Source organism: Paenibacillus roseus (assembly GCF_016424485.1).
Lineage (GTDB): Bacteria > Bacillota > Bacilli > Paenibacillales > Paenibacillaceae > Paenibacillus_D > Paenibacillus_D roseus.
Window position 1 is genome coordinate 340703 of sequence record NZ_JAELUP010000103.1, and the last position, 26205, is coordinate 366907.

Annotated in this window: 20 protein-coding genes and 3 tRNA genes; 22 read left to right on the forward strand and 1 reads right to left on the reverse strand. The window is 43.9% G+C overall.

The annotated features are described in order from the left end of the window. Nucleotides 1-48: 48 nt before the first annotated feature. The 22 genes from JFN88_RS18420 to JFN88_RS18520 all read left to right on the forward strand — a co-directional run bounded on the left by JFN88_RS18420 (nucleotide 49) and on the right by JFN88_RS18520 (nucleotide 25314). Nucleotides 49-1194 (forward strand): carbamoyl phosphate synthase small subunit, encoded by a 1146-nt coding sequence (locus JFN88_RS18420; RefSeq protein ID WP_199020753.1) that lies wholly within the window; start codon nucleotides 49-51, stop codon nucleotides 1192-1194. Further along, nucleotides 1181-4399 carry a carbamoyl-phosphate synthase large subunit gene (carB, locus tag JFN88_RS18425; protein WP_199020754.1) on the forward strand — a complete coding sequence of 1073 codons (3219 nt, stop codon included), beginning with the start codon at nucleotides 1181-1183 and terminating at the stop codon, nucleotides 4397-4399. Before JFN88_RS18420 ends, carB begins: the two co-directional genes overlap by 14 nt. Nucleotides 4400-4503: 104 nt before the next feature. Then, a complete protein-coding gene (gene pyrF, locus JFN88_RS18430) occupies nucleotides 4504-5250 on the forward strand; it encodes an orotidine-5'-phosphate decarboxylase (RefSeq protein ID WP_199020755.1) in 747 nt (248 codons plus the stop codon). Then, nucleotides 5247-5894 (forward strand): orotate phosphoribosyltransferase, encoded by a 648-nt coding sequence (pyrE, locus tag JFN88_RS18435; RefSeq protein WP_269846577.1) that lies wholly within the window; start codon nucleotides 5247-5249, stop codon nucleotides 5892-5894. Before pyrF ends, pyrE begins: the two co-directional genes overlap by 4 nt. Nucleotides 5895-6139: 245 nt before the next feature. Next, nucleotides 6140-6967, forward strand: a complete 828-nt coding sequence (locus JFN88_RS18440; protein ID WP_199020756.1) for an ABC transporter ATP-binding protein — start codon at nucleotides 6140-6142, stop codon at nucleotides 6965-6967. Next, entirely contained in the window at nucleotides 6933-8057 is a 1125-nt protein-coding gene (locus JFN88_RS18445) for an efflux RND transporter periplasmic adaptor subunit (RefSeq protein WP_199020757.1), read from the forward strand. Before JFN88_RS18440 ends, JFN88_RS18445 begins: the two co-directional genes overlap by 35 nt. Before the next feature lie 3 nt (nucleotides 8058-8060). Next, the gene (locus JFN88_RS18450) at nucleotides 8061-10946 is read left to right on the forward strand and encodes an ABC transporter permease (RefSeq protein ID WP_199020758.1); all 2886 of its coding nucleotides are present in this window, start codon (nucleotides 8061-8063) and stop codon (nucleotides 10944-10946) included. 3 nt (nucleotides 10947-10949) lie between these two features. Further along, nucleotides 10950-11831 carry an ABC transporter ATP-binding protein gene (locus JFN88_RS18455; protein WP_199020759.1) on the forward strand — a complete coding sequence of 294 codons (882 nt, stop codon included), beginning with the start codon at nucleotides 10950-10952 and terminating at the stop codon, nucleotides 11829-11831. Nucleotides 11832-11835: 4 nt separating this feature from the next. Next, the gene (locus JFN88_RS18460; RefSeq protein WP_199020760.1) at nucleotides 11836-13341 is read left to right on the forward strand and encodes an ABC transporter substrate-binding protein; all 1506 of its coding nucleotides are present in this window, start codon (nucleotides 11836-11838) and stop codon (nucleotides 13339-13341) included. Between the two features lie 137 nt (nucleotides 13342-13478). Then, nucleotides 13479-14945, forward strand: coding sequence for an ABC transporter substrate-binding protein (locus JFN88_RS18465; RefSeq protein ID WP_199020761.1), 1467 nt, complete (start codon nucleotides 13479-13481; stop codon nucleotides 14943-14945). 211 nt (nucleotides 14946-15156) lie between these two features. After that, entirely contained in the window at nucleotides 15157-15321 is a 165-nt protein-coding gene (locus JFN88_RS18470; protein ID WP_199020762.1) for a hypothetical protein, read from the forward strand. 118 nt (nucleotides 15322-15439) lie between these two features. Next, nucleotides 15440-15516 (forward strand) — tRNA-Met (locus tag JFN88_RS18475). A gap of 32 nt (nucleotides 15517-15548) precedes the next feature. Beyond that, nucleotides 15549-15625, forward strand: a tRNA-Ile gene (locus tag JFN88_RS18480). Nucleotides 15626-15975: 350 nt separating this feature from the next. After that, nucleotides 15976-16064, forward strand: a tRNA-Leu gene (locus JFN88_RS18485). A gap of 412 nt (nucleotides 16065-16476) precedes the next feature. Next, nucleotides 16477-17841 (forward strand): MFS transporter, encoded by a 1365-nt coding sequence (locus JFN88_RS18490; protein ID WP_199020763.1) that lies wholly within the window; start codon nucleotides 16477-16479, stop codon nucleotides 17839-17841. Between the two features lie 93 nt (nucleotides 17842-17934). Then, a complete protein-coding gene (locus JFN88_RS24880) occupies nucleotides 17935-18057 on the forward strand; it encodes a hypothetical protein (protein ID WP_269846578.1) in 123 nt (40 codons plus the stop codon). A 483-nt stretch (nucleotides 18058-18540) separates the two neighbouring features. Continuing rightward, on the forward strand, nucleotides 18541-20445 hold the full coding sequence (locus JFN88_RS18495) for a B12-binding domain-containing radical SAM protein (RefSeq protein ID WP_199020764.1): 1905 nt from the start codon (nucleotides 18541-18543) through the stop codon (nucleotides 20443-20445). A gap of 9 nt (nucleotides 20446-20454) precedes the next feature. Further along, on the forward strand, nucleotides 20455-21417 hold the full coding sequence (locus JFN88_RS18500) for a multinuclear nonheme iron-dependent oxidase (RefSeq protein WP_199020765.1): 963 nt from the start codon (nucleotides 20455-20457) through the stop codon (nucleotides 21415-21417). Further along, a complete protein-coding gene (locus JFN88_RS18505) occupies nucleotides 21402-22223 on the forward strand; it encodes a hypothetical protein (protein ID WP_199020766.1) in 822 nt (273 codons plus the stop codon). The genes JFN88_RS18500 and JFN88_RS18505 overlap by 16 nt, the downstream gene beginning before the upstream one ends. Then, entirely contained in the window at nucleotides 22216-23472 is a 1257-nt protein-coding gene (locus JFN88_RS18510) for a tetratricopeptide repeat protein (RefSeq protein WP_199020767.1), read from the forward strand. The genes JFN88_RS18505 and JFN88_RS18510 overlap by 8 nt, the downstream gene beginning before the upstream one ends. Continuing rightward, complete coding sequence (locus JFN88_RS18515) at nucleotides 23466-24626, forward strand: TldD/PmbA family protein (RefSeq protein WP_199020768.1); 1161 nt, start codon at nucleotides 23466-23468, stop codon at nucleotides 24624-24626. Before JFN88_RS18510 ends, JFN88_RS18515 begins: the two co-directional genes overlap by 7 nt. Further along, complete coding sequence (locus JFN88_RS18520) at nucleotides 24616-25314, forward strand: cupin-like domain-containing protein (RefSeq protein ID WP_199020769.1); 699 nt, start codon at nucleotides 24616-24618, stop codon at nucleotides 25312-25314. Before JFN88_RS18515 ends, JFN88_RS18520 begins: the two co-directional genes overlap by 11 nt. A 458-nt stretch (nucleotides 25315-25772) precedes the next feature. On the opposite strand, the gene JFN88_RS18525 is transcribed toward JFN88_RS18520, so the two are convergent. Next, a complete protein-coding gene (locus JFN88_RS18525; protein WP_199020770.1) occupies nucleotides 25773-26033 on the reverse strand; it encodes a hypothetical protein in 261 nt (86 codons plus the stop codon). Nucleotides 26034-26205 lie beyond the last annotated feature (172 nt).

Below are 26205 nucleotides of genomic sequence, written 5' to 3' on the forward strand. Positions count from 1 at the left end.
AACATAACGGAATGATAAAGTTACAGTTAACTAGGAGAGTGATATGACATGCAAGCAAGATTGTTGTTAGAGGACGGAACCTTGTTTACAGGCCAATCGTTTGGCGCCCAGACGGAGAGCGCAGGGGAAGTCGTATTTAATACGGGAATTACAGGATACCAGGAAGTGCTGTCCGATCCGTCCTATTGTGGACAAATTGTAACCATGACATATCCTTTGATCGGGAACTATGGGATCAACCGTGACGACTTTGAAGCGGTTCGTCCCTATATACATGGCTTTGTCGTACGCCGCCATGAGCCTGTGCCAAGCAACTGGCGCGCGCAATATTCTCTGGACTATCTGTTGAAAGAGTACGGAATTCCGGGCATCAGCGACATCGATACCCGTATGCTTACCCGTATTTTGCGCCACCACGGAACGATGAAGGGGATTCTGACTACCGGCAGCGAGAGCGTTGCAGAGTTGCTTGAGCGTCTGAAAGCTGCTCCGCTGCTTACCGACCAGGTTGACCGCACTTCAACCAAGCATGTATTCTCCAGCCCGGGGGACAAAGAGCGTATCGTCCTGATGGACTTTGGCGCAAAGAGCGGTATTTTGAGAGAACTGACCAAGCGCGGCTGCGATGTAGTTGTCGTGCCGCATGATACAACAGCAGAACAGATTCGCCGCCTGAACCCGGATGGCATTCAGCTCTCCAACGGCCCTGGGGACCCTAAAGATGTTCTGCATGCAGCAGATACAATTAAGGAATTGCTCGGTGAATACCCGATCTTCGGCATTTGCCTCGGACACCAACTGTTCGCGCTTGCCTGTGGCGCCGACACCAGCAAGCTGAAATTCGGACACCGCGGCGGAAACCACCCGGTGAAGGAATTGGCAAGCGGTCGCTGCTTCATCACATCGCAAAACCACGGTTATACGGTGCTTGAAGAAACCATTGCCGGCACTGACTTGTCCGTAACCCATATCAATAACAATGACCGTACGATCGAAGGGCTGAAGCACAATGTCCATCCAGCCTTCACCGTGCAGTATCACCCGGAGGCAGCGCCTGGACCTTTTGACTCCAGCTATCTGTTCGATCAATTTATTGAGATGATTCGTGAACATAAACGCAATAATCCGAAAAAACCGCGCCAGGCTGAGCTGTCGGAGACGTTGAAAGGAGAACTTCAATATGCCCAAAAATAATGAACTCAAAAAAATTCTCGTTATCGGCTCAGGTCCGATTGTCATCGGCCAAGCGGCAGAGTTTGACTACGCCGGCACACAGGCTTGCCAGGCATTGAAGGAAGAAGGCATGGAGGTTGTGCTGATCAACAGCAACCCGGCTACCATCATGACCGATACCAACATGGCGGACAAAGTCTACATCGAACCCATTACTCTGGAATTCGTAACCCAAATTATCCGCCAGGAGCGCCCGGATGGACTGCTGCCTACGCTCGGCGGCCAGACTGGACTGAACATGGCGGTTGAACTGGCCCGTGCAGGCGTGCTTGAGCGTGAAAATGTGAAGCTGCTCGGTACGCAGCTGACAGCAATCGAGAAAGCGGAAGATCGTGACTTGTTCCGCGATTTGATGCGTGAGCTGGAGCAGCCGGTACCGGAGAGCGTCATTGTAACGACGATTCAGGAAGCTGTTGATTTTGCTAACGAAATCGGCTACCCGATCATTGTGCGTCCGGCTTATACGTTGGGCGGAACAGGCGGCGGAATTTGCTCAAATGAAGAAGAGCTGGTTGAAACTGTAGCTTCAGGTATCCGCTACAGCCCGATTAACCAATGTTTGATCGAGAAGAGCATCGCCGGTTTGAAGGAAGTGGAGTATGAAGTCATGCGCGATGCGGCTGATAACTGTATCGTCGTCTGTAATATGGAAAATTTCGATCCGGTTGGCGTTCATACCGGTGACAGTATCGTAGTCGCCCCGAGCCAGACATTGTCTGACCGCGAGTATCAGATGCTGCGCTCCGCTTCCCTGAAAATTATCCGCGCCTTGAACATCGAGGGCGGCTGCAACGTACAATTCGCTTTGGACCCGCAAAGCTATCAATACTATGTCATCGAGGTTAACCCGCGCGTTAGCCGTTCCTCGGCGCTTGCGTCGAAGGCGACCGGCTACCCGATTGCCAAGATGGCTGCGAAAATCGCGATCGGCTACACGCTGGACGAAATCGTAAACCCGGTAACCGGTCAAACGTATGCTTGCTTCGAGCCGACACTTGACTATATTGTATCGAAGATTCCACGCTGGCCGTTCGACAAGTTCATCTCGGCAAACCGCAAGCTGGGCACGCAAATGAAAGCAACCGGTGAAGTGATGGCAATAGGCCGCACATTCGAGGAATCGATTCATAAAGCGGTTCGCTCGCTGGAGATCGGCGCTCACCGCATTCATCTCAAAGAAGCTGTAACCCTTGATGATGAAGTACTGGCAACACGACTGAAAAAGCCGGATGATGAACGTATGTTCCTGGTTGCGGAAGCATTCCGCCGTGGTTGGAGCCTCCAGCATATTCAGGACCTGACGCAAATCGACTGGTGGTTCCTTGACAAGCTGGAGCGTATTGTACAGTTTGAAGATGAGCTTCGCCAAGCATCGGAATTCACTGCTGAACTGCTTTACAAAGCCAAGCGCATGGGCTTCACTGATCGTTCGATCGCTGAGCTTCGTCATGAAGGACAGCCTGGCGCCGAGTATACAACCGAAGCTCAGGTTCGCGAGTTCCGTCTCGCTCAAAACATCCGTCCAGTGTACAAAATGGTAGACACGTGCGCAGCAGAGTTTGAGGCAACAACCCCTTACTACTACTCGACGTACGAGACTGAAAATGAAGTCACCGAGACGACAAAAGAAAAAGTGCTGGTGCTCGGCTCAGGCCCAATCCGCATCGGGCAAGGGATCGAGTTCGACTACTCCACCGTTCACGCGGTATGGGCGATCCAAAATGCGGGCTACGAGGCGGTTATTATCAATAACAACCCGGAGACTGTATCAACTGACTTCAATACCTCGGACCGTCTCTACTTCGAGCCGCTGTTCTTCGAGGATGTCATGAACGTCATTGAGCAAGAGAAACCGATCGGCGTTATTGTACAGTTCGGCGGACAAACCGCAATCAACCTGGCTGCTCCGCTAAGCAGTGCCGGCGTCAAAATTCTCGGCTCCAGCCTGGAATCGATCGATGCGGCAGAAGACCGCAAAAAGTTCGAAGCGCTTCTGCGTAAGCTGGACATTGCCCAGCCGCAAGGTACAACGGTAACTTCCGTGTCGGAAGCTGTAGATGCGGCAAGCGGAATCGGCTATCCGGTACTGGTGCGCCCATCCTATGTACTGGGCGGACGCGCAATGGAAATCGTCTACTCCGATCAGGAACTGCTCACTTACATGGAGCAAGCGGTTAAAATCAATCCGGAGCATCCGGTTCTGATCGACCGCTACATGCTTGGCAAAGAAGCAGAAGTTGACGCCATCTGCGACGGCGAGACGGTATTGATTCCGGGCATCATGGAGCATGTTGAGCGGGCGGGCGTTCACTCCGGAGACTCGATTGCAGTGTATCCGCCGCAATCACTGTCCCAGGATATCAAGGATCAAATTATCAATATTACAATCAGTATCGCCAAAGAGTTGAAGGTAATCGGACTTGTCAATATCCAGTTCGTCATCCATAAGGAAAAGGTGTATGTGATCGAGGTTAATCCTCGTTCCTCCCGCACCGTACCATTCCTGAGCAAGGTCACCAATCTTCCGATGGCCAACCTGGCGACCAAAGCGATTCTGGGCACAAGGCTGGCCGATCTGGGCTATGCGGACGGACTGTGGCCGGAAGACGAGTACGTATCGGTTAAAGTGCCGGTCTTCTCCTTCGCGAAGCTTCGCCGTGTTGACCCGACACTGACGCCTGAGATGAAGTCGACTGGTGAAGTGATGGGCCGCGATGTTCAATATGCCAAAGCCCTGTATAAAGGCCTGATTGGCGCAGGAATGAAAATTCCGACAACAGGTGGAATTATTGCGACTGTTGCGGACAAGGACAAGGAAGAAGCGATTGAAATTCTGAGAGGCTTCTACCAGCTTGGCTACAATATCATTGCAACCGGCGGAACAGCTACTGCGTTGGAAGAGGCAGGACTGAGAGTAACTCACGTCAACAAACTGAGTGAAGGTACGCCGAATATTCTCGATCTGATCCGCGGCGGTCAAGCAAGCTTTGTCGTCAATACGCTGACAAAGGGCAAGACACCTGAGCGCGACGGCTTCCGAATTCGTCGTGAAGCGGTTGAGAACGGTGTTGTTTGTATGACATCACTGGATACTGTACGCGCATTGTTGAACATGTTGGAGACCATCAACTTCTCCTCCCGCGCAATGCCTGTACTGCAATCCTGATCATAACCTGAAAATCATGCGGCCTCCGGCTGCCACCCGCTCCTGTTGAGGACGGGTGCGGCAGGCAGGCCGTCTATTCTGTCAACAACTAAGGAGGGCTTGGAATGTCCAATGTGCGCACGCTAACACGTGAGGAAGCGGCAAGCCGTGTCATGGTTGCTCTGGATTATCCGAATGCCGAGGCGGCGGAGGGACTGCTGCGCGAGCTGGATGGCATCCCGTGCTTTCTGAAGGTGGGCATGCAGCTTTACTATGCTGCGGGTCCTTCATTTATTGAAGGGTTGAAGAAGCGCGGCTATCATATTTTCCTCGATTTGAAGATGCATGACATCCCCAATACGGTTAAAGGCGGAGCGAACAGCATCGCGAAGCTCGGAGTGGATGTATTCAACGTCCATGCAGCCGGGGGGCTGAAAATGATGGAGGCAGCAGTTGAGGGAGCAGAGCTGGCGCTCGCCGGAACGGGATTGCAGCGTCCGCTTATTATTGCGGTCACTCAACTGACAAGCACAAGCCAAGTTGTACTTAATGAAGAGATCGGAATTGAAGGAACGGTGGAGCAAGCGGTTGTTCGCTACGCTCAGCTGACCAGGCAGGCTGGACTGGATGGCGTTGTTGCCTCGCCGCAAGAAGTCCGACTGATCAAGAACGCATGTGGACAAGCCTTTAAAACCATTACGCCGGGGATTCGTCCCGCCGGAGCCGACATCGGCGACCAGTCCCGAATTATGACACCGCGCCAGGCACTGGATGCAGGAACGGATTATATGGTAATCGGGCGTCCGATTACCTCTGCGGCTGACCCTCGTACCGCATTGGAAACCATTATAAAGGAGCTGGTTGAACGATGAGTAGTCTATCACTTGCCAATTTGCCTAAGGAAATTGCCAAGCACTTGCTGAATATTGAAGCTGTCGCTTTGCGTCCGAATGAACCTTTTACATGGACTTCCGGCATCAAATCCCCGATTTACTGCGATAACCGGCTGACCATGTCTTACCCCGAGATTCGCGATATCATTGCAGAAGGCTTCGCGGCATTGGTCAAGGAGCTGTACCCGGATGCTGATGTCATCGCAGGAACAGCGACAGCAGGAATTCCCCATGCGGCATGGGTCTCGCAGAAGCTGGGTCTGCCTATGATCTATATCCGCGACAAAGCCAAAGGGCACGGGAAACAAAATCAGATCGAGGGCAAGCTGGCCGCAGGCCAAAAAGTAGTCATTATTGAAGACCTGATCTCCACAGGAGGCAGCTCCATCAAAGCGGCCCAGGCCGTCGCTGAAGCTGGCGGAGACGTGCAAGGCGTTGTGGCGATCTTCACCTATCAGCTGGCACGCGCAGAGGAAGCGTTCCATGAAGCAGGTATCCCGCTTGCGACATTGTCCAACTATACGGCATTGATTGACGCCGCTTTGGAACTGGGCACCATCCAAGAGGGGGATGTTGCGCTGTTGAAATCATGGCGCGAGGACCCTCAATCGTTCGGCAACTAAAGGCAATCACGAACAGGCACGGGCTGCGCAGCTCGTGCTTGTTTTTTAAAATAATTTTTTACGTTCAAATGACGTAACTTTTTATCTGACTATATCGTCTATATGTTAGATGAAAATACTCTAATTTTTGCAACATGGATTTTCCAGTCAAGTTTGGAGTATACAGCTTACATGTTTTTGTGAAAATGGCGGGTTGCAGCCGAGCCGGCATTATGCCTGGAATCAGGAAGGGAGGTCTTAAGACGATGAAATGGTGGAAAAAAGAGAAAGCGGGAGCCCAAGCGGCTGTTGCAGATCAGGATGAGAAAGAAGCTGCAGAGCTCTCCGATGAAGCGGACGTATCCGCAGTGAAGCAGGAAACGGCTGCCGCAAGAGACCTTGTGCTAAACCGTCCTGTCCCGAGCGGTCCTTTAATGAATGTACAGGGGGTTGTCCGCACCTTTCAGGTTGGGGGCAAGCCTTTGCATGTTCTAAAGGGCATACATATGGAAGTGCAGTATCAGAAGCTTGTCATGCTGCGCGGCCGCTCCGGTTCCGGCAAGACGACGCTGCTTAATATGCTTGGCGGCCTTGATCAGCCGACCGAGGGTGAAATCTGGTTCGACGACAAGCCATTTCATAAATTAGGCGATGACAAGCGAACTACGGTTAGAAGGAAAGACATGGGCTTTATTTTTCAGGCCTTTGCTCTAATGCCGCTATTGTCCGCTTATGAGAACGTAGAGCTTTCCCTGCGCATGGCCCAGGTGCCCAAGGCACAGTGGAAGCCGAGAGTGATAGAGGTCATGGAGTTGGTGGGACTGGGCAAGCGGATGCATCACCGTCCGTTCGAGCTTTCCGGGGGAGAGCAGCAACGCGTGGCAATTGCCAAAGCGATTGCGCATCGTCCGCGCCTTCTTTTAGCGGATGAACCGACTGCCGAGCTGGATTCCCAGATGTCCGCCCAAATTATGGCCGTATTCAAAAATATTATTCAAACGGAAGGCGTTTCAATTTGTATGACAACGCATGATCCTACGATTTTGGAGGTTGCTGACCATGTCTACGAAATGGTGGACGGAAAATTCGTCTAAATTATCTGATGAACTGCCCCAGAAAATGAACCCGAACCAGCCAAGGCGGGGCAAATGGATGAGAACCGCGCTTGTGCTGATGCTTGGCGCCGCGCTTGCTGTAACAAGCGGCTGCTCGCTGCTGCCGAAGGAAGAGGATGAGGAGGTTTTGCCGCCGATTACACCTCCGCAGGTTTCCAAAAAACCGGAGTATACGGTTACTACAACAACTTTGGAAACTGCAGTTACAGGGAGCGGCAAGTTGCTGTCCGTGCAGGAGGAGACCGCTTCTTTCCAACTGGATGGCATGAAGCTCAAAAGCATTGCGGTCAAACCCGGCGACAATGTGAAGGAAGGCCAGGTTATTGCGGAACTCGACGTTACAGCCATGGAGAAGTCTTTGCGGTCTGATCGCTTGAAGTTCCGCACCCAGGAAGTTCAAATGAAGGAAACGCTGCGCAAGCGGGATGAGCTTTCCGACATTGAGTTTGAGGAGGCGGTTATTGTCTTTGAACAGGCCAAGCAGGACATTCTCGACAAGGAAGCCGATATCGCCAAAGCCAAGCTTACAGCTCCATTCTCAGGTACGGTAATTTCCGTGACTGCAAAGAAGGGCGATTCCATCAAATCCTATGATCCGATTGCGATTATTGCAGATACAACGCATCTGCTCGTGGCTGCGAATGTTTCCAAGGATAAGCTGAATTCGATTGCGATCGGCATGCCGGTTGAAGTCGATATCAACAATGCCGGCAAGCACCAAGGCAAGGTCAAGCAGTTCCCGATGAAGCAGGACGATAACAACAACGGCAACCCTGGAGGAAATAATAACTCCGAGAAACCTGAGGATTTCCTTATTGTGGAGCTGGATAAAATGCCTGAGGACCTGAATCGGGGAACGCCATTATCGATTAAAATTATTACAAACCGCAAAGAAAACGCCATCGTTATTCCTCCTTCCGCCCTGCGCACAATCGGTTCACGTACCTATGTTCAGGTTGTGGATGGAGAGGGCAGGCGCGAGGTTGACGTTGCTGTCGGACAGCAAACGTCCACACAGGTGGAAATCCTGGAGGGATTAAAGCCTGGGCAGAAAGTTGTAGGTAGATAATCGATGAGAATGCCGCTATTTCGTTTTTTGTTTCGCAAAATGTGGAACACGCGCTGGCTTACGATCAGCACGCTGGCGGGATTGATACTGGCAGTGGCATTCGCAACAAGTATTCCGATGTATGCCGACGGCGCTCTGAAGCGTGTCGTCGCTACCTCGCTCCGGGAGCAAAGTACGGGCTTGCCTGCCGGTTCACTCTTGATGAGATATCAGGCGTCAGGAGGCGAAGCAACGAATCTGGCCTCATTGCATACTGTCTCGTCGTACATCAAGGATGGGGTTCCGAAGCAAATCGGCTTTCCGTACCAGACTTTTGTTGAGACGCTCGGCGTTCGCAATGCCGAGGTTACACCGGAGGACCCGACAAAGGTCGATGCGAGCCGCAAGCGCCAGCTGTCGCTTGTTACAAGCACAGGGCTGGAGGACAAAGCGGAATTGGCCCAAGGGCGTTGGGTGAATGGTTCTGCTGTAGATGTCGGCGGAATACTTGAGGCGGTTATATTGGAAGAGGGAATGTACCGCAACGATATTCATATCGGGGATGTCTTCTTTTATCCGGTTAGCGGTCAGAAGCTTCGTGTGAAGATCGTTGGCGCGTATACGCCTAAGGACCCTTCTGATCCTTACTGGTACCAAGGTCTGGAAGGCCTGATGAATGTGCTGCAAATTAGCAACAAGGCCTTTAATGAAGGCGTCTTGACCAAATACAAGGCGCCGCTCCATACGGCGAACTGGTATTATGCGTTTGATTTGCGAGAAATCAAAACAAGCCAGCTGTCGCCATTAAGCAATACGTTAGAGCGTTTGAATATTGAGCTCTATCAAATGTTGAAAAATACGAAGGTGGAAATTTCGTTTGCTTCCATCCTGTCGAATTTCAGAACACAAAGCTTGCAGTTGCAAACCATGCTCTTTACGCTCGCGATTCCGATGCTGGCCATGGTCTTCTACTTTATTGCTATGAACGCCAGGCAGTCGCTGGATAAACAGCGCAGCGACATTGCCGTGTTGCGGAGCCGGGGAGCGGGGACGGGCCAGATTATCTGGATTTACCTGCTGGAGGGATTGCTACTTGGCGCGGTGGCGATGGCGGCAGGCCCAATGCTCGGATGGTTCATGGCCAAGAGCATCGGCTCGGCAAACGGCTTTCTAACCTTCGTAGACCGCAAGTCGATTCCGGTCGGATTCTCTACAGAAGCCTGGATTGCCGGGGGCTCGGCTGTATTTCTGGCGATTCTGGCTACGGTCGTACCGGCCATTATCTATGCCCGTTCGTCGATCGTGAACTATAAGCAGCAGCTTGCGCGTTCCGACCGCGGCCCGATCTGGCAGCGCTGGTTCCTGGATGTGCTGCTGCTGGGGGCTGCAGGTTACGGATGGTATCTGTTCAACGAGCGCCAGATGATCTCGTTCCAAACCGGGATGACTACGGATCAATTGAACGTACAGCCGTTCTTGTTTTTTGTTCCGGCGCTTGCAATCTTTGCCATGGGACTGTTCTTCCTGCGTATTTTCCCGTGGTTGTTGAAGCTGTTTAACTGGCTTGGCAAACGGTTTTTGCCTGTGCCGCTCTATTTGACGCTTGCTCAGTTGTCGCGTTCTTCGAAGGCTTATTATCCGCTGATGATTTTGCTTATTCTGACGCTGGGTCTTGGCGTATATAACGCTTCGGCAGCCCGGACAATTGACCTGAATTCCACGGAGCGCACGCTCTATCAATACGGTACCGATGTTGTCATCGAATCTGTATGGCCGGCCCAGCCGGAGAGACCGCTTAAGCCTAACAAACCCAATCAGCCGGGCAAGCCTGACAATGGGAATTCGGGCGGAAATTCAGGGGGCAATCCGGGAAGTCCGGGAGGCGGCAATGAAAACCAGAGACCAGCGAAGATGATCTACTCGGAGCCGCCGTTTGAAGTATACCGTACTCTTAACGGGGTAGAAGCCGCGGCACGCGTGCTTAACGCGAAAGCGAATATCGTCGTATCCGGCCGTTCAATCGGCCAGGGGAATGTTATGGGGATAGATAATGTGGACTTTGCGAAGGTAGCCTGGTTCCGCAACGACCTGTTCCCGGCGCACCCGTACCAGTATTTGAACCTGCTTGGCGCTTATGAACATGCGGCTATTATCCCTTCTAATATAGCGGAGAAATACCAGCTTAAGGTGAATGACATTGTTTCGGCTGGAATGGCTGACGGTATGGTCGAGTTCGTAGTTGTCGGCATTTTGCCGTATTGGCCGACGCAATACCCTGACAAGACACCCTTCATTATCGCCAATCTGGATTATATCTATGATCAGGTGCCAATGACTCCTTACAAGGTTTGGTTGAAGGTTCAGGATGGCGTAAAAACCGGATCGATTATGAATGAACTGGCGAGCAAAGGTGTTGAGCTTGCTTCGGTAGAGGATGTAAGGATTGAATTGGCAACCCAGGCGAAGCATCCGACGCGGGGCGGTGTATTCGGAATCTTAAGCCTCGGCTTCCTCGTATCCGTAATTGTATCGCTGGCTGGCTATGTGCTCTACTGGTTCTTCAATCTGTCGGGTCGCGTAGTTCAGTTCGGGGTGCTGAGGGCGATGGGGCTATCGAAGCGACAGCTCACCGGCATGCTGCTGTTGGAACAGGTATTTACTGCGGGGCTGTCGATCGCGCTCGGCATATTGATTGGCAGGCTTGCCAGCGTGCTGTTCCTGCCGTTCCTGCAGACGACCGATAATGTAGCCACGTCAGTCCCACCATTCCGTATCGTGTTTGATATGAAGGACACCGTGCAAATTTATTTCGTAGTCGCCTTTATGATGCTGGCTGGTGCGACCATGCTGTTCCTGCACATCCGCAGGCTTCGCGTACATCAGGCGGTTAAGATGGGAGAGGAGCGTTAAGCCGTGATCGAATGTGAAGGCCTGGTGAAAATTTATAAGTCTGACGATCTCGAGGTTGTTGCTCTCCAGGGATTGAACCTGTCCGTCCGCAAAGGAGAAATGATGGCGATTATCGGCAACAGCGGCAGCGGGAAGTCGACGCTGCTCAATACGCTCGGGGGGCTGGACCGCCCCTCGGCCGGATCGGTAAAAGTAGGCAAATGGGATTTGCTGAAAATCAGCGATGATGATCTTGTCCATTACAAACGGGATACAGTAGGTTTCATTTGGCAGAACAATGCCCGCAACCTGCTCCCGTATTTGACCGCTCTTGAGAATGTCGAGATGCCGATGATTTTGTCCGGCAAGCTGGATCGTCCCTATGCGAAGCAACTGCTCGAATGGGTTGGCTTGAAGGAGCGGATGGGCAATAAGCTCCACCAGCTTTCAGGCGGTGAGCAGCAGCGGGTGGCAATCGCTATCTCCTTGTCCAACAAGCCGGAGCTGCTGCTTGCCGATGAACCGACGGGTTCGGTCGACAGCCGGACGTCAGATATGATCATGGACATTTTCCGCAGGTTCAACTCCGAGCTTGAACTTACGATCGTGATTGTCACGCATGACCTGTCGCTTGCAGGCAAGGTGGATCGTGTGGTTGCAATCCGCGACGGCCTGACCAGTACCGAATTTATCAAGCGCAATCCGAATCTGGATCAGGTGGAGGAAGAAATTCGCGGCATGGGAGCTTTGCAGCATGTCCATGAGGAATATGTGGTCGTTGACCGAGTAGGCCGGATGCAAATTCCAAGGGATTACTTGAACGCGCTGAATATTAAAGATAAAGCGTCCATGGAATTTGACGGAGAAAAAATAATTATATCGGCACCAAAATTATTGGAGGGGTAAAGAGATGAGAAAGTCATTTCGTAAAACAGTTGTAGTGTGCATGTCTATTTTGCTGTTATCATCCATGCTTGCAGCATGTACGAAGGGCAGCGGCGGATCAGAGTCAGAAAATCGGGTGCTGCGCATCGGAATCATGTATGGAAGCAAGGACAACGAATCCTATTTCCGTCAGCAATATACAGATACTTTTGAAGTTATGAATCAAAATATTGAAGTTCAAATTGTGCAGGCCAATGACTACAACGTAATGTACGGTGCGCGCGGAGGCGACGAAGACAAGCAAGATAAGCCCGATCCTTATGCGGAATTCCAAAAGCTGATTAGCGGCGACAATCCGGTGGACGTCGTTGTAGCTGATCCGGATGTGATGTCCCGTCTGATTGAAGAGAACAGTCTGAAGGAGCTTGATCCGCTCATTCAGCAGGATAAATTTGATATTGACGCTTATGTGCCTACTGTTCTGGAAGGAATCAAATCGCTCAGCACAGATAACAAAATTTATGCGCTGACACCAACCTTTACTTCTTCCGCATTGTTTTATAACAAGAAGCTGTTCAACCAGGAAGGCATCGATCTTCCAACGAACGGCATGCAGTGGGATCAGGTGATTGATTTGGCGCGTCGATTTGTCAAACCGGATGAAGACAACAAAGTGTTCGGCTTGATGCTGAACCGCTACAGTGACCCGTTCAATGATGCTCTGTCAATGGCTGCGCCATTGCAGTTGCAGCAGTTCGACGAAAATTTGGATAAAATGCTGGTTAACTCCGAAGGCTGGGAGAAAATCTGGAACAAGGTCGTCGGATTGTATCGCGACAAGATTACCCCTACCAACGATGATATGTACAAAATCTATTCCGAGAATCAAAGCAATGACGGAAAATATGTGCCGTTTATGGATGATCTCTTCGTCCAGGGCAAGGTTGCCATGATGATTGGAAACTCTTATTATCTGAATGATCTGAGAAACGCCAAGGATCAGTCGGCCGAGGGCTTTGAAATGCCGGACTGGGATGTAGTCAGCCTGCCGGAGCATCCGGAAGCGCCAGGAATCGGAAGCAGCATTGCCTTGAGTACATTGATGGGCGTTAACAACAAGGCGCAAAATCCAAATGATGCCTGGAAGTTTATCAAGTTTATGAATAGCAAGGAATGGGCCAAACTGAAGTCGCGCAGCACCTATGAGATGGTAGCTCGCAAAGAGTTTTTGAAGCCGCTTGACGGCATGACTTACAATGTGGAAGCCTTTTACAGCTTGAAGCCGACTCCGCCAAGCAAGTTCAATCTTTCTGACATGTACAGCAAATATCCGTATTTCTATCAGGCCGTCAATGAACCGGGGCAGCAGTTGTTCCAGCAAGTGCTGGACAATAAGAAGACCGTCAAGGAAGCATTGGCGGAATGGGAGACGAAGGGCAATGCCAATTTGAAAAAAATGAAGGAAAATCCGGATCAGCCGATTTCTGAAGACGGCAATGCGGGCGGCGGCGTTGTCAGCTCAGTATATTAATTATAAATTTAAAAATGTTGTAAATGGGAATTAAAGGGCGTCTCCTCTCCGTTCAGACTTTTTCTGCTCAGAGAGCGAGGCGTCTTTTTGCCCATGAACACGAAAGGATGGGAACAATCATTGGAAGGGGGGGAATGATGAGGAATCGTTTGAAAAGCGCTGTACGGGTTGTTATTACAGTTGTGCTGGTTACGACGCTTGCCGGGTGCAGCAAAGGCGGAGAGGAGATGGAAGCGGGCAAAGGCGTGCTGCGAATAGGAACCTTGTACGGCGATAAAGGAGAAAGCGATACAGAATTTCGTCAGCGTTTTACAGATACGTTCGAGCTGTTGAACAGTCAGGTAGGTGTGGAAATTGTGCCTGTACTCGATGAATGGGGCCAGGCTTATTTGACGGGAGAGCATGTTGACAGTCCCTATGCTGCTTTGCGCCTGCTTATGGAAGGGGATAACCCGGTAGATGCCGTCATCGTTGATCCGCAGTACATCTATTCCCTGATTCAAGATAATCTGCTTCAGGAGCTTGATCCGTTTATTCAGCGTCATCATTTTGATATGGTCGGGTATGCGCCTGCGATTAGAGAAGGAATCAAGGCGATGGGCAACGGTAAAATGTATGCCTTGACGCCAACGTTTATAGCGGCAGGATTGTTTTATAACAAAACGATATTCAAGGAACGCGGCATTGATCCGCCCAAGGACGGCATGGACTGGGAGGAAGTTACGCAATTGGCCCGCCGCGCAGCCGGTCCGGGGGAAGAGTGGCCTGTGTTCGGATTGGTTATGAACAGGTTCAATGGCAATGGTTTTCGGGACGTACTGGCGATGGCCCGGCAGTTGGATCTGAAACTAATAGACGAATCCAGAGAAAAAATGCTTGTCAATTCGAGCCAGTGGGAGAATCTCTGGACGATGGTATCGGAGTTGTACAAGGATCAAATCTCCCCGGCAACCAATGATTTTTACACCCCGCCGATGGCCGGAGAAGACTACAACCCATATAGCGGCGATTTGTTTCTTTCTGGGAGAGCTGCTATGCTGGTATCCAACTTTACATATTTGAATGAGCTTGCGGAGGCGGCAAGCCATGTGGAGCTTGCGGGCGGCAGTCGGGTTCCGGATTGGGACGTAGTCAGTGTGCCGTATTTTTCGCAGTCTCCTTCAATTGGGATGGGTGTAGAGATGGGCATGATGGTTGGAATTAATGCGCGTGCCCAGAACAGCAAGGATGCCTGGAGGCTGATTGAACTGCTGAACGGGAAGCCATGGGCGAAAACCAAATCACGGAGCATCAACGAATTGATGGTTCGTAAGGAATTTGCGCGGCCTCTTGGCGGGATGAGCTACAATTTGGAGGCCTTTTATGGCTTGCAACCCGCATTGCCGGATACGGAGCAACTGAGTTCCAGCTTCAACTATTATTACGATATGATTTATTTGCCCGGCTTCAAGCTGTTCAACAAAGTCATAAGCGGAGAAATGACTGTCAAGGAAGCGCTGGAGATATGGGAGAGTAGCGGGAATGCAAGCTTGAAACGGATCAAGGAGGAGCCGGATAAACATTTCAGCTTTAATGAGTACGGTCTGATTCAGGATGAACATTAGATGTACGATGTACGCTATGACGATGAAGAGAAGTTTGGAAGGCAAAAGTACCTGTAGCGGGCGAAGGTTGTCTTAACAATTTCGCCCCTGACTGCGGGCTGCGCAGCCTCTATCCTTCAGCTTGAAAGAAAAATGACTTTGCGGAATGAAATGAATGAGACATTTCAGGGTACTCTAATGTTAAAGAAAGCAAGTATTGGAGGGACCGTCAGTGAAATGGATATATTGGGTAAGGTTGTATGATACCAAATTTCAGGCGGGCTGCCTGGTAAAGAGGATGGAGGATGACTGGTGGATATATGGATATAACAGCCCTAGCGAAGCTGAGGTATTCCGTTCCCGCAGAGGGCGGTATGGAGTTCGCTTCAAGGTTTAGGAAAGGCGTTATTTCCTAAACCAAAAAAATTGGTAAAGAAAAAGGGTTGACTAAAGGTTCTTGAATATGGTATATTTTATCTTGTCGCCATTATTGGATGACATTTTGAGGTAAACGACGCGGGGTGGAGCAGCCCGGTAGCTCGTCGGGCTCATAACCCGAAGGCCGCAGGTTCAAATCCTGCCCCCGCAACCAAACTTACAAGTCAATGTGGTCACCCTATATAAGGGCCCTTAGCTCAGTTGGTTAGAGCGGTCGGCTCATAACCGATTGGTCGGGGGTTCGAGTCCCTCAGGGCCCACCATTTGTTTAGATTCGCATGTGGTGGCTATTTTTTATTATAAATAGAGTGTGAGATTCTTATGGTCGGATTTAAGAGATAGTAAGAATAGCAATTATGTTTCGATAATCTATGTGTCGCTGATGAATGTTGACTTATGAAGCGTATACGCCTGGCTTTGATTGTTCGTCTGAGAGACGCAGTCAAAGAGAGGCGTTTTTAATTTGATGAGAAATGCAGATTCATATAAATCGAAGCGGCAGAAAATTTTCATATGAGTATTGACTGGAATCCCTAATTTATGGTATGATATTTTTTGTTGACACGTTAAACGTGTTGCCAAGCACAACCATAATGTGCTGCATTCACATTATGCCGGGGTGGCGGAATTGGCAGACGCACAGGACTTAAAATCCTGCGGTAGGTGACTACCGTACCGGTTCGATCCCGGTCCTCGGCACCACTTATATGAATGAAATTAAGAGGTTTCAGCTCATGTGGGCTGGGGCTTTTTTTTGTTTATGGGATGGTTTGGCTAATCGTGGTCGAATTTAATGGCAGTGAGCAATATCAAAGTGCAACAACATTTGATAGAAGTAAAGGTTGACAAGAGAATCCCACAGTGCTAATATGTGCATATATTTTCCATTTAAGAAGTTTGTTAGTATAAATAGCGTAATAACTACCATCTATTGTCACACATCAAAAAATGAACCCGTTTCTCAGGTGGCAACAATTTGACGAATATCTGCTGCTTGGGCTATTTCTTTCAAAGCAATCAAGTTCCACGAGCATGGATTCGGAAGCTGAACCATTAAAGATTAAAAGAGATGAAAAAACCAACTAACTGCCATTATTAAAAAAAGGAGATATGTATGATAAAAGGAAAACACTACGAAAAATTTCTTATTATAACGATTGGAATTTCGGTATTTGCAGGGGTAATGAGCACATCAATGATTACAATTGCCTTTCCAGATTTAGTTTTTGATTTTAAAATTGACTATTCTACATTGCAAATTAGAAACATCCTATTCTTTTCATTTTTCGCTGCTGGCTTACCGTTATTCGGTTCAATAGCGGATCGGGTGGGACCAAAAAAATTAGTTCAATTCGGATTAACTTTGTTTATTTTATCTAATATCGTTAGTGGTTTCTCAATTAATTGGGCAATATTCCTGGTAGCCCAATCATTACAGGCTATTTCTGATTCTATGATCGTACCAGCATTAGTACTACTAATTAGACAGTCATTTAAAGATGAGAAAATAGGATGGGCTTTTGGCTGGTTTTCCGCTACTCTAGCTTCTGCCACACTAATAGGACCGGCACTGGGGGGAGGAATTGTTGAATATACTTCTTGGAGGTATATCTTTTTGGCCTTGACACTCTTTTCACTGGTTTCTCTAATGCTGGGTACTTTGATTTTACCGAAAGACGGAAAACGAAATCGAAATAAACAAATTCCGTTCATGAATACAGTTTCATTAGTTTTATTTCTTTGTTTTTTTCAATTTTCTCTAGTAGCAAGTTCCTCAATATTTTTAACAGTTAGTCTGGTGGTAGCACTTCTTTCTTTATCGATGCTACTATTTCTTGAAACAAGAAATAAAGTAAATAAAATATTTCCAGCAGGTGCTTTTAATAATAAAATTTTTGTTGTTTCATTAATACGCGTATTTCTATTGTTTTTGGTAAGCAACGCTATGATTTTGATTATTCCTAGTTTAATGAGGGATCATTTTGGATTAAGTCCTGATGTGATTGGATTAATCATTATTATAGAATCTATAATAGCCATATCATTGGCCGGATTTGCTGGGAAATTAGCTGATTTAAATGCATTGAAAACAATGACTTTTGGATTCATACCGATCTTGTCGGGACTGGTTTTATTACAACTAACCAGCAATATAAATATTAATCCCATCATATTGTTTGTATTGTTCTTTTTATGTATCGGCTTGGGCTCGACTTTTGCATCCCCTGCTCTAAATAAAATTGCAATGTTATCTGTTCCTAAAGAGGAAACGGGTTCTTACATGGGACTCTTTCAAATGATTCAATTTGGAACGGGAGCATTTGCATCTGGAATAATTGGATTACTGGTAAGCGGTGGCACTTCGACATTAGAAATACGAGAGTTGCGTAGTGTCTTTGGCGTCGCTATTTTTCTTATCATATCCGCAGTACTTACAACAATGGTTGATAAGAGATTTTTGAAAATTCAGAAAAGTTAGACAAATCTATTGACAATGATATAATAAAGACCTATTATGTAAATATATTACACATATTTTGTGTAGTATAATTAGACAAAGGAGGTGGATATTATGTCAAAAGAGCTGGAAGAGTTAGAAATCATTGAGGCTAGGGAGCTAGAGGTAGGAAATGCATTTCATGCTTTTAGATTTAGTGTAGCTTCTCAAGAAGACATTTCTGATAAAGAAGAATAAGCTTGTAAAGACAAAAGTGCTACTACTATAAATTAAGTAGTAGCACTTTTATTAACTCAACGTCCACTGCTTGAAATTGGGAAAGAACGTTTATCGATTCCATCCGTGATTCCATTGATGGTAGAATGATGTGATCTGAAAACCCCGAAGTCAACCGTAATGTTTATCTGCCCAGCCCATCGTGAGTATGAGAAAGCCCTAGAGCCGCTCCTGTAGCTTTAAAGCGTACGAGCATACCTTCGCTCAGTTTTACGTTCAAACATCCAATCATCAAAGCTGAACACTGTCTCGCATGAATCAGAGGTCAGGTGCTCCTGTGATAAACGCTCTCGAAGCGAAACGTGCGAGAAAGCGGCGTTATACAACAGAAATAGGATTCGGAACAAGACCGCGCAGGTGAAGCCGAATTTATTCATAAAGCTCGCGTTATTCAGATGCTTGAGGGAGTTGAGTTGTTAATTTTAGTAATGAAGAGGAAGAACTATGAAAAAAGATATTTTATTAATCTTTCCACCATTAACTGAAGCAAGACTATTCCCTTATTTAAGCTTACCTATGCTAACCTCGTTTTTAAAAGCCAATAGCATAGATGTTGCACAAAAGGACTTAAATATTGATCTTGCTCATTCTTTATTTACTAGCAATAATCTTTTAAACTATATTGAAAATAATAAGAGTAAGCAATCTTTGAGGTTTATCTATAGAAATGAATTAGCTAAGTATTTATTAAAATATAAAGATGAGATAGATAACTTGGTATTCAATAAAGAACCCGATAACCATGTGAATGATAAAAGTTCTAGAGCAGTGAGATTCGCAAAAAACGGTGTAGAATTATTATTGGAAGATTCTATACTGAAAAAGGATTTCTTTACTGTAGAAGATATGATTGAAGAAGCTCAGAACTTTACAACGAATAATGATAACGATTTCGGAGTAAGACAGCTTTATACACTTACAAAACAGTATGTTGAAGATAATAAACCAAAAGTTGTAGGTTTCTCGATTGCGTATTATAGTCAAATTTTCCCTTCAATTATTATAGCTAAATGGATAAAAGAGTTAGCGCCTTCTACATTTATTATTTTTGGCGGACAGCAAATAATGCTAAGGTCTAATCAAATTTATAAACAGTCTTCAACGGTTTTTGTTGACGCTTTAGGTACAAGTGCAGGTGAAGAAACTTTAGTCAAGTTGGTTCAATATATTTATGGTCAAGCAGAGCAATCAGAAGTTCCCGATATATTATGGGTAGATAATAAACTCTCAGCTCAATCATCTCAATCTCCAAAATCTAGTTATAAAATTACAGATGCAAAAGTTCCCGATTTTTCTGGATTGCCTTATAAAAAGTATTTAAGCGAGGAAATACACTTCTCTTTAATTACATGTATCGGATGCTATTGGGGTAAATGCATTTTTTGTTCATACGGAAATAGATCCAGGAAGAACTCTTCATACCAACAAAAAACTGCTGAACAAATAGCAAAAGAATGTGAGGCCATAATAAATACATATGGTGTACATAGAATTAATTTTGTAGATGAAAACACGAATTTAAAATTAGTTGTCAAAGCTGTTCAATTATTAAATAAAAAAGGCGTTTATATTAAATTCAGCACTAGAAATAGATTAGAGGATTTATTGTTAGATAAAGCATTTTGTCAGGAATTAAAAAGGCTTGGTTGCATCCTTATGTCATGTGGATACGAGACGAACTCTCAAAGAATCCTTGATCTATTAAATAAAGGAGTTAACTCTGCTAATTATCAACAAATAATAGACAACTTAGACGAAGCAGGTATCCCCCTCAGGCTTTCATTAATGGGAGGGCTTCCTGATGAGACTCCAGAGGAAGTAAAAGAGTCTGAACTTTTTCTAAGAAAAAATGCTTCAAAAATAGGAATAGATGTAATGCAAATGTTAGTTGCAGAACCAAATACGTTTTTAACAGACGATCCCATGAAATATAAATTATATGTCAATAAAGATAAGCGGGAATTGAGAGGCAATAAACTTCTGAATTATGGTATGGGTAGAATGGGGTCCCATTTTGAATACACAGATGGAGATACTTTTGATCCTAGATTGAACAGATTTATAGAAATGTTCAATAACATAAACCCGCAAAAAAATGATGAAATACCTCCTCAAAAAAGAGGTGCAGATAAATCTTTAACAAAGACTGAACTAAGCATAAATCCATGGGTTGTATTTCATTCTACTCAGGAAGGTTGGGTAGTTCTCGATCTTTTATGGGAAAAAATATATATAATACCATATAAGGGGTCTGAACAAGAATTTTTGACTTTAATTCATTCCAACCAAATAAATAAAATTAAAAAGTTTTTTATCGATAATGGATTAGTCAATTCTAATATGCATTAGGAGGCAGATATGAAAACTAAGGATACAATTAAGTTTCCAAACATTAGTAAGAAATTAGGACTTGGTATGGGAATGGACTTACCTTGGGGGCAAGAGGTTGGATTTGTATCAACAAATCATGGTGATTCGATTACACCAAAAATGAAAATTTTTTTTAATTCTTATAAGGATGAATTTAATTATTTGTTTTTTGCATTTCAACCTAAAAACAGAAATTTTCTGAAAGCTGAGGAGTATTTTGAAGGATACGATAGTTTGTTTGCGGAAGTTCCTAATATTGAAGCTAGAGCATTCCATCAAACAATCTTAAATATGGGAGCAATGGAGGATTATCAAAAAGATCAGATAATTGATTTCACGAACAAAATAGTAGAACGATATGATATCAAATGGATAGTAGAAGATTTAGGTTTATGGTCAATCAAAGGAAAGTCAGTACCATTTCCACTCCCGCCATATCTTACTGATGAAGGCTTGCAAGCATGCATTGATAATATCAACGTATACAAGGAGGGAATTAACGTACCAATTTCGGTGGAGTTTCCAGGATTCACGGAAGGAACTAATTTCTTTATTGGAAGTATGAATGGGTTCGATTTTTTTCAAAAGTTAGTGGAGGAAACGAATGTACCCGTTACTCTGGATATCGGACATATTTTAAGCTATCAATGGTTAATTGGGAATACACACGAAAAAATGTTCGACGGTTTGGAGAAGCTGCCTTTTGATAACTGTTTTGAATTTCATTTATCTGGATGTCAAATAATCAAAGGCAAGTTTCGCGATCTGCATCACGGCATACTATTAGATGAACAAATAGACTTATTGGAATATCTCCTCCCTAAATGTCCAAATTTAAAGGCAATCACTTATGAGGACCCTCAATACACGGATGAAGGTATACTTATTCCCAAGTCACAAAAAAATTACCAAAGAATGAAGGAGATCGTTTCTAAATGGGAAAAACAATAAATGAGTTATATTCATTAGATGAGATACTTTATAAATTGTTACATGAAAGATCTTACAGACAGTTATTCCTTGAAGATAAATTTTATGAGATGAATATATCAGAAGTCAATATTGAAAACTTGAAAACAATTGATAGGGAAGAACTAATGGCAACTGCCAAAACGATTAAATCCAATATCATTTCTGGAAACATCGATTATAATGGGGGGTTAAAAAGTGCTTACCCGGGTGTTTTTTCAGAATTCAAAGAAAGTTCAATCGATATGGATGATTTGTTATATGATTTTATTGAATCTATTTGGTTTCAGGACTATAAAGAAATCCCGTTTAGTGGGAGAGGTATTTGCATTGAGGAAGCCTTTTATCATTACATGTTAAGCAATGAAAATTTCATAAATAGATCACCTTATAATACGCTATTATTGCAGCATGAATTTCTTAATGCGATTCACTCCATATTGGTTATTAACAAGAATCCTAACTTTAGGATACATTCTCCACTCATCATTCATAATCGTTCTATTTCTTATTCGGTAGTAAAGTATCCAGGTAAAATCGTTTCAGCTTTAGAAAATAGTTTGAAGAAGTTTGAAACAGATGATGAAGTATTGTATGTATATGCTGCTACAAAAAAACATTTGATTAAAGGTCAAATAAGTGAACTGATTTCAGAAATCCTGAAAAACGAGTTGCTAATTCATAAAGCTGAAATCAGAAATTTATTAACAACAAAGTTTAACATAAACGAAGATCAATTAAATACTACCATTTTGAATATGGCCAAGTTGGGGTTATTAGATGGCTAATAATATGATTTCCTTTAATGAACATGGTGAATTATTAAATTATTGGGTTAAAAAACAATATCAAAATGAATTCGTGATTTATTTTGACCAACACTTGGACTTTAAAAAAATTAGTGAAGAAAATCTGAAAATATTAAAAAGTTATTCCGAAAAAAATCAAAACATGAATGAATTAAATCGAGATGTGCCGTTTAGGGAATATGAAACCTATCCCTATGGCCTGGATAATTTTTTATATGCTGCAAAAGAATTGAATATTATTGATCATTTAATATGGGTCTATCCGAATAATGATTATACTATTAATGATTTGCAAAAAGTATTGATTACTAATGTTTCATTGATCGCGGGGTTCAAGGAAGAAGTTTTAAGTTCTTTTGCAATTAATGAGTACTCCGTTGAGTTATCTGTTAACCATTTAAAAATCGAAATTACAAACCTTAAATATCTAAGTCATATAAAATTGAATAAGACTCCTTTAATAGATATTGACCTGGATTTTTTTTATAACAGTAATAAGCAACAGCTACATTTAGTCAAAGAATTTAAGGAATATTTCCTCTCTTTAGGGAAAGCGTGGAAAGATGATCCAACGATGACGTATTCTATTACTAGCGGATTTTTACCTGAAAAGTATAGTTACTTAGGTGAACAAATTGCAGATTTTTTTGAAATGGATATTGTACATCACTCAAAATTACGAACAGAATCAAATTCCATAACAAAAATTTCTTATTTGCTAAATAATAATTCAACCTATTTAACTAGCGAAATTATAGAAGAAGTTTGGGAAAAGGTACTCGTGTTTTATTCTGGGACAGGTTTGGGAGTTAAATCTTTGCTTTTTTCCCGAATTGGAAATTTGGAGTTAGCAATTCAATACTATGATTTAGCCAAACAGAATAATGTGAATTACTTTTGGAGTGCCTATAACATAGGTTTAATATATATGAATCAAAAAAGGTATGCCTTAGCATCGCACTGGTTTTTGCTAGCTGAAGGAAACTTAACAGATTCCATACAAACTCATAGTTTAATACTAAGAAGTATATGCGAACTAAAACAAGGTAATTTTTCAGAAAGTTTAGCTTTAGGAATTAAATGTGCCGATGAGATTGGAATAAGAGCAGAGCCTTACTTAATTATTGCTTTATCTTGTAAAGAACTAGGCTTGATCAGAGAATATAAAAAAAATTATGTATTATATAAAACGTTTAAAAGCGATGGATTATCAGGAGTGAAATGTTAAAACAAGATCTAAATCGTAATATCATATGCAAATACAGTTCTTTAGAAAATGATTACCTCTTTTATACAACTGGAAATGCAAACTCTCTTTTGACTAAGGATAACCTTAAAGAACTGATTGATGTCTACCGCGACCTGATTAGCCAATGTCTGTTTTCTTTCGAAAAATGGATATTTAAATATGAAATAACAATGATCTCTTCTTCTTATTTTTTATATCTTAGTAGTGGTGATGACTTTAAAAGAGACGAATTACACTTAATGATAAAAATAATAGTAGACGCTGTAGATAAATTCATTCCTGTAGTTTGGCAATCGAGTATTCACAACTACTTGGATTGTAATCAACATTGGAGTGATATTCAAACAAAATTATATGAAGAGGTATATGCCGCTATTAATGGTACTAATCTTGCAATGGAGATTAATGTTCCCATCATTTTAAATCAGGAATTATCTTCACAACTGGTACACGAAGCTTTTGGACATACTTCTGAAGCAGATAATTATATACAATATTGTGAAGGAAGCCAATTTCAACTGGGGCATACATGGGCAAATTATAAGTTAAACGTATATGATAATCCTTTGCTGTCAGGTTATAGAGGAAGCTATGAGTATGATCATGAAGGAAATAAAGCAAAACCTACCCAGATTATTAAAAATGGCGTATGGAATGAATTGCTGTACGATAAGAAAACAGCAGAGCAGTTGGGAGTAAAGCATAGTTCAAATGCAAGAAGAACAATCTTTTCCAACATAATCATGCCTAGAATGTCAGTCATCTATTTAGAAGCAGGTGAATGTGATATTCAAGATATAATTTCAAATATTGAATATGGGGTATACTGTTTCGGCACATGGGGAGGAGGCTCATTAGGTCATAATTTCATAATTAGACCTTCATTCGGTAAATATATTAAAGGAGGTAAGATTACTAACGAAATAATAAGGAAATTTGACATTAAAGGTTCGAAATTTGATTTTATTTCTAGAATTGATAATGTCTCTAATGATTTAATGATGTTTGATCCTTATTTTGGATGTAACAAGAATGAAAAGTATGATTTACCGGTTTCGCAAGGCTCTCCAACTATTTCAGTTTCTTCATATCCCCTTATTCCTATAAATGATGGAGGAAAAAATGGTAGATAGAAAGCACTATTCGGATATAAGTATAGATTATTTCTCTAAGTCCTATGCTGATAAAAAACCATTAATTATTGAAGGATTAATTGACAACTGGGAGTTTAAAACATATAAGTTGGAAACTCTTGATGAGAATTTCGGAGAGAAAGATATCATTATTCGTAAATCAGAAGGAAAAGATATAAACAAACCATATCAGATTAAAATGTCGAAATATATTCAAATGATTGAGAAAGGGAATAAAGATAAATGGTACTGTGATTGGCCATATTATTCAATGGGAAATAAAGAAATCAGCTTATTGTACAATGTTCCAGCCTATTTTTCTGAAAAAACTATTAATCATGGTTATAAAATAGATGATAAGTTTAAATGGATATTTATAGGCTCAAAAGGGACAGGTACTCACCTGCACCAAGACTTTAAACAAACACATAACTGGCACGGAATCATTTTTGGTTGCAAAGAATGGCTTCTTATATCTCCGGATCATTACAATGAAATCAAAAAAGAAGGTATCGAAATATCAGATGAATTGCTCGCCGATGCTTATTATAAAAACCTGATACAAAAAACGTTGTTACAACCAGGAGAAATATTATATACACCTAGAAATTGGTGGCATAGTGTGAAAAATCTTGAGAACACTTTTTCGATTAGTGAAAATTTTTGGTATGAAAGTGAAATAAGCTAAACGATATAACTGCATGGATCATTTTAATACCGCCTCGCCTTGAATAGACTGATTCAACAGGAGGTTTGAGTAGGCAAGTTAATAGTCTGAATGAAAGCAGCACCTTCTCTACTGGAGATATAGGTGCCTTTGCTTTTGGCAGGTTAGTTTTTAGCAAAGAATGCTTTGCCATCGCCTACGGCGATTCCGATGTTACCCATTAAACTTCATCTCTAAGCGAGCTTCCGAAGTGAATTACTAGCTCAACTCGACACTGCTTTAACAATAATGAATTGGTTACATGCTTAACAAGCCTACAAGAACTTTGAGGCTAATACATTGGTTGCGAGAAATGTGAAGCAAAGTGTTGCAACGGAGGTTAATAATTATAATGAGAAAAAATGAATTGGAAAATAGAACGATCTAAGAGGACATAAGGGAAAATAAAAAAAGAAGCCCAGCGGCCTCCATTTTTATGATTAGAGGGGATTCTGCTCGATGATTTGCTGTTCGAAATCGGAAGCATAGTTGCTCATGCAGTTGCAGTAGTAATCTTTACGGCAAATCGGGCATGGCATATTGAGCAGGCGGTTAACGCCAATAATTTTCCAATCCGGGTTTTTGCTGAAGAACAAGCGGCATTTAGCTTGATTGGTCAGCGTTACAACGAATTGATGCAAGCCATTCTCTTCATTGCGGTCAGAAGCGACGATTTCTTTTATAACCGGTTTAAAGGTCATATTGTCCCACCTATTCAATTAGATTAACAAATGCTTAGTAAGCATAACTTTTTTCAGCTTATGTGTCAATAAGTCCGCTAGTTTTATTGTTGCCAAATCGCGTATGAACTATAATAAAACTAGTGACTTTTTTTTTCAAGTTCAAGCATTAGGCGCGCTTAATATTTGGGAG